General features: G+C 64.8%; 11 protein-coding genes. 8 read left to right on the top strand and 3 right to left on the bottom strand.

Features of this window, described 5'->3' with window-relative positions; genetic code table 11:
* Positions 1-738 precede the first annotated feature (738 nt).
* Positions 739-2,247: a wax ester/triacylglycerol synthase family O-acyltransferase gene (locus WEB52_07830; GenBank protein MEX2226341.1), complete on the bottom strand. Its 1,509-nt coding sequence runs from the start codon at positions 2,245-2,247 to the stop codon at positions 739-741.
* Between the two features lie 233 nt (positions 2,248-2,480).
* Here WEB52_07830 and WEB52_07825 point away from each other — a divergent pair, with 233 nt between their 5' ends.
* On the top strand, positions 2,481-3,254 hold the full coding sequence (locus WEB52_07825; GenBank protein ID MEX2226340.1) for an alpha/beta fold hydrolase: 774 nt from the start codon (positions 2,481-2,483) through the stop codon (positions 3,252-3,254).
* Positions 3,255-3,805: 551 nt separating this feature from the next.
* Positions 3,806-4,600, top strand: coding sequence for an MBL fold metallo-hydrolase (locus WEB52_07820; GenBank protein MEX2226339.1), 795 nt, complete (start codon positions 3,806-3,808; stop codon positions 4,598-4,600).
* A gap of 409 nt (positions 4,601-5,009) precedes the next feature.
* Here WEB52_07820 and WEB52_07815 read toward each other — a convergent pair whose 3' ends face one another.
* Positions 5,010-5,537 carry a hypothetical protein gene (locus tag WEB52_07815; protein ID MEX2226338.1) on the bottom strand — a complete coding sequence of 176 codons (528 nt, stop codon included), beginning with the start codon at positions 5,535-5,537 and terminating at the stop codon, positions 5,010-5,012.
* A gap of 192 nt (positions 5,538-5,729) precedes the next feature.
* Between WEB52_07815 and WEB52_07810 the strand changes: the two genes are divergently transcribed.
* From WEB52_07810 to WEB52_07785, 6 genes are all read left to right on the top strand, one after another.
* The gene (locus WEB52_07810; protein ID MEX2226337.1) at positions 5,730-6,167 is read left to right on the top strand and encodes a helix-turn-helix transcriptional regulator; all 438 of its coding nucleotides are present in this window, start codon (positions 5,730-5,732) and stop codon (positions 6,165-6,167) included.
* 32 nt (positions 6,168-6,199) lie between these two features.
* The gene (locus WEB52_07805; protein ID MEX2226336.1) at positions 6,200-6,577 is read left to right on the top strand and encodes a hypothetical protein; all 378 of its coding nucleotides are present in this window, start codon (positions 6,200-6,202) and stop codon (positions 6,575-6,577) included.
* A gap of 539 nt (positions 6,578-7,116) precedes the next feature.
* Positions 7,117-8,205, top strand: coding sequence for an alpha/beta fold hydrolase (locus WEB52_07800; GenBank protein MEX2226335.1), 1,089 nt, complete (start codon positions 7,117-7,119; stop codon positions 8,203-8,205).
* Positions 8,202-8,831 (top strand): GNAT family N-acetyltransferase, encoded by a 630-nt coding sequence (locus tag WEB52_07795; protein MEX2226334.1) that lies wholly within the window; start codon positions 8,202-8,204, stop codon positions 8,829-8,831. Before WEB52_07800 ends, WEB52_07795 begins: the two co-directional genes overlap by 4 nt.
* 64 nt (positions 8,832-8,895) lie before the next feature.
* Positions 8,896-9,600: a hypothetical protein gene (locus WEB52_07790; protein ID MEX2226333.1), complete on the top strand. Its 705-nt coding sequence runs from the start codon at positions 8,896-8,898 to the stop codon at positions 9,598-9,600.
* A 22-nt stretch (positions 9,601-9,622) separates the two neighbouring features.
* Positions 9,623-10,630, top strand: coding sequence for a DNA polymerase domain-containing protein (locus WEB52_07785; protein MEX2226332.1), 1,008 nt, complete (start codon positions 9,623-9,625; stop codon positions 10,628-10,630).
* A gap of 171 nt (positions 10,631-10,801) precedes the next feature.
* On the opposite strand, the gene WEB52_07780 is transcribed toward WEB52_07785, so the two are convergent.
* Positions 10,802-11,086 carry a GIY-YIG nuclease family protein gene (locus tag WEB52_07780; GenBank protein ID MEX2226331.1) on the bottom strand — a complete coding sequence of 95 codons (285 nt, stop codon included), beginning with the start codon at positions 11,084-11,086 and terminating at the stop codon, positions 10,802-10,804.
* Positions 11,087-11,113 lie beyond the last annotated feature (27 nt).

The following is an 11,113-nucleotide window of genomic DNA, read 5'->3' as shown; positions in this document are numbered from 1 at the left end:
ACAGATGGGCACAGATGGCGCAGATGGGAATGTCGCGGTGCGCGGAGCGCTCCGCATTTCGTTTCCGCGTGCGGGATCGGACGCAGCTAAAGCTACGTCCCTACGATCCGGTGAAGGCGCTTGTGTGTTTTGGGTAACCACAGATGGGCACAGATGGCGCAGATGGGAATGTCGCGGTGCGCGGAGCGCTCCGCATTTCGTTTCCGCGTGCGGGATCGGACGCAGCTAAAGCTACGTCCCTACGATCCGGTGAAGGCGCTTGTGTGTTTTGGGTAACCACAGATGGGCACAGATGGCGCAGATGGGAATGTCGCGGTGCGCGGAGCGCTCCGCGTTTCGTTTTTCCGTGTGCGGGATCGGACGCAGCTAAAGCTACGTCCCTACGATCCGGTGAAGGCGTTTGTGTGTTTGGGTAACCACAGATGGACACAGATGGCGCAGATGGGAATGTCGCGGTGCGCGGAGCGCTCCGCATTTCGTTTCCGTGTGCGGGATCGGACGCAGCTAAAGCTACGTCCCTACGATCCGCGTGCAGGGAGGGTGCTGCGGGACGACGAGTTTGCCGCGAGGGGATCCTTCGCGTTCGCTCAGGATGACGTTATGCGGGACAGTCGGTTGCGGCTTGGCGGGCATGCCGAAGTTGCGCGCGCCCCGGCCGTTCTCGGGTGCAGGGGCGGTGCTGTGTGGATCGGGATCGGACGCAGCTAAGCTACGTCCCTACGATCCGCGTGCAGGCGATCAGGCGCGGGCTTCTGCGTGTTCGATTGCGGGGGTGGGGGTAGGGTCTGGGGACGGTGATGTGTGGCCATTGCCGTTACCGTTGCGGCTGACGCCGACGTCGGGAAGGTCGCTGGGCTCGACCTGGGCGAGCGTGCGCAAGAGCACGAACTCTTCGTCGGCGTAGCGCCGAATCGTGTCGACGTCGGGGACGACATTCGGATCGGCCATGATGCCGAGGTACAGCCCTTTGTCGAAGCTGGTGATGCCGGCGCCGATGCCGAGATCGCCGGCCAACGGCACCATCGGGTAGTGGGCGATCATACGGTGGCCGACGGCGTAGAGCGGAATCAGCGGCCCCGGGACGTTCGTGCAGACGAGGTTCACGTTGCCCGCGGGCACGCCGCCCATGCCGGCGAGCGCGTGGAACATGGCGGGGATGTTCCTTGACATGCGGCTGAACTGCTCGAAGGCATCCGCCTGCTTGTCGGACTTGAGGTTTTCCATCTGCTCGCGCACGGCGAGGAGCCGCTCAGCGGGATTCGCGATGCCCACGGGGATCTGCGGCAGCATCATCGACACGCGGTTGCCGAGCGCGCCTTGCTCGCTGTCTGAGCGGACGTTGACGGGGATCATGAGGCGAATCGACATGCCTTCGGTGTTGACGCCGTGTTCGCGCAAGTATCGGCCCAGCGCGCCGCCGAGGATCGTCAGCATGACGTCGTTCACGGTGCCGCCGAGCGCGCTTCGGATGCCGCGCACCTCGTGAAACTGCATGCACGTCCAGGCGGAGCGTCGATTGCCGCTGATCGGCTTGTTCCACGGCGTCGACGGCGCGCGGCGCATCACAGACGGGATGGCGACCTCGATCGCGCGCTGGAACTCCGTCATCTGACGGAACTGGCTGCGCGGGTCGAGCAGTCCGCTCTGCCACTCGGTGAAGGCGCGGACATTCGTCTCCATCTGCTCGAACATGGCGTCGCTCCACGACTGGAGCGGGTTCGGCGGCTGCTTCGGGCGCCATTCTTGCTCGGGCGGCGGGGTAGGCTCGGGGTTGGGCACGAGGTCCAACACGGCGAGCAGCAGTTCGATGCCGGAGACGCCATCGACGAGGCAATGGTGGACGCGGCTGAGCATGGCGGTGCGGTCGCCTTCGAGGCCCTGGATCATGGCGATGTCCCAGAGCGGGCGATCGCGCGGGAGCGACTTCGCGAACATATCGCTGCAGAGGTCGCGGAGCTGCTCCTCGGTACCCGGCGGGTCGAGCGTGATGAGTTTGAGGTGACGGTGGAGCGAGAACCTGGGGTCGTCTTCCCACGTCGGGTGGCCGGCGTAGAACGGAGGGATGACAGCGCGCTGGCGGTAGCGCGGGATGGTGTGCATACGGGCATCGAGGCTGGCGTACATCTTTTCGAAGGGGATCTGGCCTTCGTAGATGGCAACAGAGCCAATGTGCAGGGGGGCGTCGGGCTTCTCGAAGTAGAGAAACCACGCGTCTTCGGCGCTCATGCGGCGGGACAGCAGGGTCATAGGAAGTGCTTCGCCTCCAGCGGCGCGTCTCGAGAGGGCTACCTTGACAAGTACGGATTATACGCCTCCCGGAGGCGTGAGATGATTAAGGGAAGGGGAAGAATTGGAATATCTTCGGGATTGAGACGGCCAAAAACGTGTTATAGCTGCTTCGGGACTTGCTTATATCCTAGTAAGGGCGGGATGATAGCGCCAAGCCGCAAGGGGCGGGGCGGCGCTCGAGGAGGGGACCCGTGACGACACGCACCGCCGAACTTGATACGGCCGGCTATCAGCCCACGAACCGTCCCCTCTGGCTCGAGGCGTTCTTCCCCCTCGACTGGGTAGCACTGCGGGTGTCCCCCGTCTATTACGGGTTTGGCATCCAGCGCGGCAACGGCGAGCCGGTCGTGCTGGTGCCGGGGTTCCTGGGCTCAGACCGCTATCTCACGGAAATGCATCTCTGGCTGCGGCGGATCGGCTACCGGCCGTACTTCTCGGGCATCGGCCGCAACGTCGACTGTCCGGAGTTGCTGACGCAGCGCCTCCTGATGACGATCGAGCAGGCACATACGGAAACGGGCATGCCGGTAACGCTCATCGGCCACAGCCTGGGCGGCATGCTGGCGCGGGCGGCAGCGCATCGTTCGCCGACGATCGTCAAGCAGGTGATCGCGATGGGTTCGCCGTTCCGCGAGGTGCGTGCGCACCCGTTGGTGCTTTCGGCGGCCAACTTTGTGCGGTCGAACATCGTCCGCGAGCGGCGGCGGCAGGTGACGCGCGACTGTTTTACGCCGCAGTGCGAGTGCGCTTTTGTGCGGACGCTGAAGGAAGAAGAAGAGCTTGGCGCGACGCCCTTCCAGCGCAGCGCGATTTATTCGAAGGTAGACGGTGTCGTCGACTGGCGCTCGTGCGTCGAAGAGGACGACGAACTGAACCGCGAGGTGACGGCGACGCACATCGGCATGGCGTTCAATCCGGACGTGTACTGCACGGTGGCGAAGTTGCTCGCGGGGGTGCAGGGTTAGTTGTAAGTCGTCAGTTGTTAGTTTTCAGTTGTAAGTGAGTGGCAGCGGGCGCGGTTTGGGCCGCGTTCGTTGTTATTTTCGCGGTGCGTTCGTGTGTGGGCCGTGCTTCGGGGATATGATTCGCCTGCGGCGGCCGCGCACGGCGCGCGGGGACGGACCTGAAGGTTCGTCGCTACTTTTTCGGGTTGGCGCTGCGCTCCGGGAACAGCCGAGGGCGGCTGTTCTCCACCTGCGGGCGGTGCAGGCTTAGTTGTAAGTCCTCAGTTGTCAGTTGTCAGTTCTCAGATCGAGCGCGGCTGTGGACCGCGTTCGTTGTTCTTTTGTGCGCTCGTCTGGACGAGTGGTGGCTACGGGATATGATTGCGCCTGCGGCGCGGCCGCGCGCACATCGCGCGGGGACGGAGCTGAAGCTACGTCCCTACGTTTCGGTTCGTCGCTGCGCTCCGGGAACAGCCGGGGGGCGGCTGTTCTCCACCTGCGGTGCCGGCTTCGATCGCGTCTAGAGATCGCGTCTAGAGAGTGTGTGGTTCGGGATGGCTAATCGGTTTCAAGTGGGCGAGCTTGATGTGCTTGTGGTGTCGGACGGGTCGGTGACGTTTCCGGCGACGGCATATTTTCCGGCGAGCACGCAGGCAGCGTGGACGGCGCATGATCGGTGGCTCGACCATGCGGGCAATCTGACCTTTCCGTATTCGTGCTTCCTCGTGCGGTCGGGCGACCGTCGGGTGCTGATCGACACGGGCGTGGGCGACGTGGAGCTTGGCGTGTTCAAGGGCGGCACGTTGCTGGCGGAGCTGGCGGCGAACGGCGTGCAGCCGGGTGACGTCGATACTGTGTTTTTGACGCACTCGCATCTCGACCACGTGGGCACGGCGGCGCTGAAGAGCGGCGGCGGGGCGCCGACGTTTCCGAACGCCACGTACCACCTGACGAAGACGGAGATGGACTTTTGGGCGGGGCGGCCGGTCAACGACTTCGGGCGGCACGACGTGCGCGAGGCGATCGCGTCGCGGTTCGAGGCGAAGGAGGACGGCGACGCGATCGTGCCGGGCGTGAACGTGATCGCGATGCCCGGGCACACGCCGGGGCACGCGGGCCTCGTGCTGTCGTCGGGGGACGCGCGGGCGTTCGTGCTGGGGGATGCGATCTCGTGCCCGGTGCAGTTGACGGAGACGGAGTGGTCGGGCGCGGGGGACGTCGACCCGGCGATGGCGCGCCGGTCGCAGGAAGCGCTCGCGCGGGAGATCGAGGGCACGGGAGCGCTGGTGGGTGCGGCGCATTTTCCGGGGCTGACGTTCGGGCGCGTGATGAGCGGGGAGGGGCGGCGGTATTGGGAGCCGGTGTAGAGGGAAGCGGGAGGCGGGAAGCGGGATGTGTCGGTGATGGCCGTGACTTCGTGACCGTGCGACGCGCTCCGCTTGTTCAGGATGACGGTGAGCGTGAAGGGAAGCGGGAGGCGGGAGCGTCCCGGTGTGATGCCCAAGGCGGTGGCCGATCGGTGAGTGGTCGCCGGGAGGAGATCCTTCGACTGCGCTGCGCTTGCTCAGGATGACGGGAATGCATCGTTTGTTCAGGATGACGGGGCTGTCGCTACGCGAGGGGACAGGCGGGGGCGCCTATCCTCCACCTGCGGTGCGTGCGTCGAATGGCGCGAGATGAGCATAGTGCCTGTGCTTGCAGGATCAGCGAAAAATTGAAAAGGGCGGAGGTTTAGGCCTCCGCCCCTTCTTCGTTCGGGCGCCTGTTGGGTGCAGTTTACTCGGTTGCTGCGGCGGCGGTGGACTTGCGGACTTTGGCCGCGGTGTCCTGGGCCTCGTCGGCGACTTCTTCGGCTGTGCCGGCGGCGCGGTTCGTGATGCGGCCGACGCCCGTGCGGACGCGGTCGGCCGTCGTGCCGGCGACGTCGCGGGCGGCTTCGACGGCGGCCTCACCGGCGGCGCGCTGCGCCTTCACGACCTTCTCGATCGCGTCGCGTGTGTCGCCGCGCGACTCGCTGAGTTCGTCGAACATCTGGCGGGCGAGTTCGAGCGCGCGGCCCTGGGCCTTGGTGGTCGACTCCATGACGGCGCGGTAGAAGCCAGAGACGTCGGTGGGGTCATCGGCGAACTTGCGGCCGAGGTCGACGGCCTCGCGCTGGCCGCGCTGTGCTTCGGTGAGCAGGTTGTTCGAGATGCGGAAGCCGCGCTCGTTGCCGGCCTTGATGGCTTCGATGATGGCGTCATAGCTCTCGGTGAGGGCCTCGAAGTACTTGTCCACTGCGGTGTTGCTATTGGTGTTGGCCATGGGATGAGATTCCTCCTTGAAGGTAGACCGGGGTTAGTCGGGGCTTGCGCCGCCGCGTCGATATGTGTAACTTACACATAGCGGCGATACGCTGTCAAGTGCGATTTGACGGCTGACCTCCCCAGAGCGGGACGCCGGAGGCTGACACTAGACATAACTATCATGCGAAGGCGATTGGAAGGACGTGATACGATGGCGCAGCGCAAGAGCGGCGAGCAGGACAAGCAGCGCGTGAACGGCGACGACACCGAAAACGGAGCGCCATTCCGGCTCCACGGCGACATGCTGACGACGACGCTGCTGGCGTTCCTGCGTAACTGGAACGCGTACGGCTACCAACTCGCGCAGCAACTCAATGAGGCGGGGCTGCCGTCGTTCGACTCGGGGACCGTCTATCGGACGCTGCGGCAACTGGAGCGGGCGGGAATGGTGTCGTCGTTCTGGGACACGTCGGAGTCGGGTCCGGCGCGGCGGATGTACTCGCTGACGAATGCGGGCGACATCTTTCTGACGAGCTGGATCGACGTGCTCGGGCGCTACCAGGCCGTGTTCCGCAAGACGATGGAAGGGTTAGCACCCCAGGCGGGGGACGCCGCTACGGATGAGAAACCCCGCACGGCGCGCGGATAAGCAGCGACGAGGCACGTCGAAAGGAGATCGACATGGCCGAGGAGACGACGCAAAACCCACTGGACATGTGGCGGCAGTTCATCACGGACTCCGAGCGCCAGTGGAACGGGTTCTTCAAGGACGTGCTCGGGACGGATGCTTTTTCGACGTCGATGAACGCGTGGGTCGAGGCGTCGCTGACGGTGCAGCGGATGATCGCCGATCAGCTGGAGCGCTACTACACGGCGTTCAACATCCCGACGCACGGCGACCTGGTGGCGCTGGGCGAGCGGATGAAGGCGATCGAGGACACGCTGGGTCGCATCGAAGCGCAGATGACGCTGGTCGACGCGGTGTCGCGGACGTCGGTGCGGGCGAAGCCGGCGCGGACGAAGCGGCCGACGGCGGCGGCGGCGAACGGGGCGCGGTAGGGCGTCTGGAAGCTGGATGGTGGATGCTGGGAGGCGCATCGCTGGGCGTTAGCGTTTCTTCAGCCTAGCCGCGCGTTACGTGCGGGTGTTTTGGACTCGCGGGCTGAAAGCCCGCGCCACGGTTGTTTGTGGAAGGCGCCAGACCTTGGGCCGCGGCGCCACGGCCTCGCATTCTGAGTGTCGGGTGGTCGTAGAGGCGTGCGAGGAGATCCTTCGCGGCGCTGGCGCTTGCTCAGGATGACGGGGTAGCGGGCGGGCTCGTCGGTGGAACTGCCGCGCATAGACGTGTTCTTCAGCGAAGCCGCGGGGCCGAAAGCCCGCGCTCGATAGGTGAGGGGTCTGTACTCGCGAGTTGAAAGCCCGCGCCAGGGTTAGGCCCGTGCTCGATAGGTGAGGCGTCGGTACTCGCCGGCCGAAAGCCCGCGCCACGTGTTAGAGCCCGCGCTCGGGGTTAGGAACTTTCCTACTGACAGTGCTCCTTCGCCGGTGGCATACTGGCTGAATCACCTTCGATTCCGGTACCCGCCCGGAGGCCCACCATGACTGCGCCACAGACCGCATCTGGCACGGAAAACATCGGCGATGTCGTCCGCAAGGAGGTTGAGCGCACGATCCAGCGCTCCGTCCGGGGCATCGACGTGCTGCTGGGGCGCGACGAGCCGGACGTCGGGATGACGCCGAAAGACGTCATCTATCGCCGCGGGACGATGCGGCTCTACCACTATCACCCGATGAGCGACGAGGTGTACCGGATACCCGTCGTGCTGGTGATGTCGTTGATCAGCAAGCCGTACATCCTGGACCTGACGCCGGGCGTAAGCTTCGTCGAGTTTCTGCTGCGCAGCGGCTACGACGTGTTCATGATCGACTGGGGCGTGCCGCGGCCGGAGGACTCGAAGCTCAAGCTCGAAGACTATACGCAGGACATGATCCCGGCGTGCATCGAGCGGATCCAGGAAGAGTCGGGCGAAGACGACGTGTCGTTCATCGGCTATTGCATGGGCGGGTTGTTGTCGCTGATCTATCGCGGGCTCGCCGATGAATCGCCGATGGCGAACCTGGTGACCATCGCGACGCCGGTGAACTACGAGCGCATGGGGCTGTTCAAGCAGTGGACGGACAAGCGCTGGTTCGACGTCGATCGCGTGGTCGATCAGCTTGGAAATATCCCGCCGGAGCTGATGTATCGGTCGTTCGAGCTGTTGCGGCCGGCGGACCGTCTCGTGGCGTACGTGCGGTTGTGGGATAACCTGTGGAACGACCAGTACGTGAAGCACTATCGTCTGTTCAACAAGTGGACGAGCGACCAGATCCCGTTCCCGGGCGAGTGCTTCCGGCAGACGACGAAAGACCTGATGTGGGAGAACAAGCTCATGAAGGGCGAACTGAAGGTCGGCGGTCAGCGCGTCGACCTGAAGCGCGTGACGGAGCCTGTGCTGAACACGATGGCGCAGCACGACCACATCGCCCCGTACGAAGCGACGCACGAACTGACGCAGTTGGTGGGCAGCGAGGACAAGGAGGACGTGGTGTTGAAGGGAGGGCACGTGAGCCTGGTCGCCGGCATGAACGCCGTCGTGAGGCTGTGGCCGAAGGTGAACGAGTGGCTGTCGGTGCGGTCCGTATGAGCGCGCATCGAGCGACGAACGGCGCCAGCGAGCGCTCGCTGCAACTGCCCCGGCAATCGCGCCTGTCCGACGGCACGGACATCATGCTGCGGATGCTCGACCGTTCGCAGATCGAGTCCTTCTTGAACTTCACGCAGTCGCTTTCGGAGCACGATCTGCTGTTCCTGCGCACGGACATCACGAACCCGGGCATCATCGCGGACTGGCTCGACAACATCGACGCCGGTCGCATCAACACGATCGTCGCGGAGCGCGAAGGGCGCATCTACGGCTACGGCAGTTTGCATCTGAGCACAGCGCCGTGGTCGCAGCACGTCGGTGAGCTGCGCGTGCTGATCAGCGACGAGATGCGCGGCAAGGGGCTGGGGCGCGCGCTGACGGAGGCGATCTTCGCGCAGGCGCTTGATGCCGGCATCGAGAAGATGGTGGCGCAGATGACGATCGACCAGAAGGGCGCGATCTCGACGTTCGAGCAGTTGGGCTTCAAGCCGGAGGCGTTGCTCCGCGACCACGTGAAGGACCGGGTGGGCGAGAAGCATGACTTGCTGGTGTACTCGCACGACGTGGCGTCGTTCCAGTCGCAGATGGATGCGTACGGCGTGAGCGAGGTGGCTGGCGGCGGCTAGCGCCGCCAGTTTTAAGTCTTCAGTTAGCAGTTGTAAGTTTCGGCGGCAGGGCGACGTTGGAGGCATGATGCTTCGGGTTGCGGCTGTCGTTTTTGGCTTTCTCTCGGTGGTGCTGGTCGGGTGTGATTCGGGTGATGCTTCGCCGGAGCGCACGTCGCCGTCGGATGGTGTTGCTGTGGCGAGTGCGACGGCGACGCCGGACCCGCGTGCGTACTTGTTTCGCATCGATACGCTCGAGAAGGTGTACGAGGTGGGCGCCCCCGGGCGCATCCCGCTCGGGTTTCTCAACGAGGTCACGGTCGACAAGGCGGACGCGCGGCTCGACGCGAACAACGCGTCAGTGCAGCCGTCGCCGTATGCGCTTCGACTGTCGATGGTGATGGGTGCGGGGCGCGATTCGTTTGTTGTGACCGGCGGTCATCATCGTTACGAGTGGAGGTTCGCGAAGGGGCCGGAGTCGGATGCGCCGTTCGTCGACGACGATCTCGAGGCGTTCTGGACGGTATCGCTGCGGTTCGACGACGGCGCATGGGTGCTGTACGGCGACGACGGGTCGGGCGCGGTGCCGCTGGAAGGCGCTGACGTGGTCATCGGTTTGTTCGAGATCAGCGCGACGTTGCCGATCGAAGCAGGATCGCCGCTGTCGGCGAATGACGTGTATTTTCGGGCGCTGGTGTACGGCGTCGAGCCGCAGGTCGATGCTTCGTTCCTCGGCGTCGGGGACGTGTATCCTCGCGACCTGACGTGGCGGAAGGTGTTCCAGTACTGACGCCGTCCCGTACCCTTATCGCATGCCAAAGCCAAAGCCGATCGTGGTCGACGCGGGCGGGCGCGAGGTCACCGTTACGAACCCCGACAAGGTGTTTTTTCCGCAGGCGGGGTATACGAAGCTCGACCTGGTGAACTACTACCTGGCCGTCGGAGAAGGGGCGCTGCGGGGCGTATACAGGCGGCCGATGGTGCTGAAGCGCTTCCCGGACGGCGCCGAGGGGGAGCCGTTTTTCCAGAAGCGCGCGCCGGCGAACCATCCGGAGTGGATCGACACGGCGACGATCACGTTTCCGAGCGGCCGCAGCGCGGACCTGGCGGTTGCAGACGAAGTTTCGGACGTGATCTGGGCGATTAACCTGGGGTGCATTGACCTGAACCCGTGGCCGGTGCGGGCGCATGACGTCGATCATCCGGATGAGCTGCGGATCGACCTCGATCCGACGCCGGACGTGACATTCGCACAGGTGCGCGACGTCGCGATGATCGTGCGGGACGTGCTGGAGTCGTGCGGGATGCGCGGGTATCCGAAGACATCGGGGTCGCGCGGCATCCACATCAACGTGCGCATCGAGCCGAAGTGGGGATTCCAGGAAGTGCGAAGGTCGGCGCTGGCGATCGGGCGGGAGGTGGAGCGCCGGGCGCCGGAGATCGCGACGACGGCGTGGTGGAAGGAAGAGCGTCGCGGCGTGTTCATCGACTACAACCAGAACGCGCGCGACCGCACGGTGGCGTCGGCGTACTCGGTGCGGCCGACACCGGACGCGCGCGTGTCGTGTCCGCTGGAGTGGGATGAGGTACCGGCGGCGGAGCTGGGCGACTTTACGATCGTGACGGTGCCGAAGCGCTTCGCCGAGCGCGGCGATGCATCGGCGGCGATCGACGACGTGCATCACTCGCTGGAGCCGGTGCTGGAGTTGGTGGCGAGGCAGGAGCGGGAGGGGCAGGGGGAGGCGCCGTATCCGCCGCAGTTTCCGAAGGCGGAGGGGGAGCCGCGGCGGGTGCAGCCGAGCAAGCGGAAGCGGGGTTAGGCGCGTTGAGTTCGCGGCCGTGCCGTCGTTGCGGGCGACGCGAGGAATCGCCATCAACAACGGGGTCGTCTCAGCCAAGGCGCCAGGCGCACCAGCGCCAAGAGCCGTCATTCCGAGCGAAGGCGAGGAATCCCATTAACAACGGAGTCCACAGTCTTGTGGACATCCCAGTTACTCGCCGTCCTCGCCGAGCCATATTGCAGCCAAGTCGATCCAGTTCGGATTGTGCTCTTCGACTAGTGAGATCTTCTTGTCTCGGCGCCAACTCTTGATCTGCTTCTCGCGCTGAATTGCCGATAGAGCGTCGGGTGCGGGTTGGGCGAAGACCAACTTCGTCAGACCGTGCTTGCTCGTGAACCCTGGCAGCACTTTGGTCTTGTGTTGGTGGACGCGTTGCTCGAGGTCGCTGGTGACGCCGACGTATAGTGTTGACCTGCCCCCCGAAAACTGATCCAGTCTAAATGAGCGTCCTCCGGGATAATG

Source organism: Dehalococcoidia bacterium (assembly GCA_040902535.1).
Taxonomy (GTDB): Bacteria; Chloroflexota; Dehalococcoidia; order DSTF01; family JACRBR01; genus JBBDXD01.
This window is presented reverse-complemented; position numbering and strand designations above follow the sequence as displayed.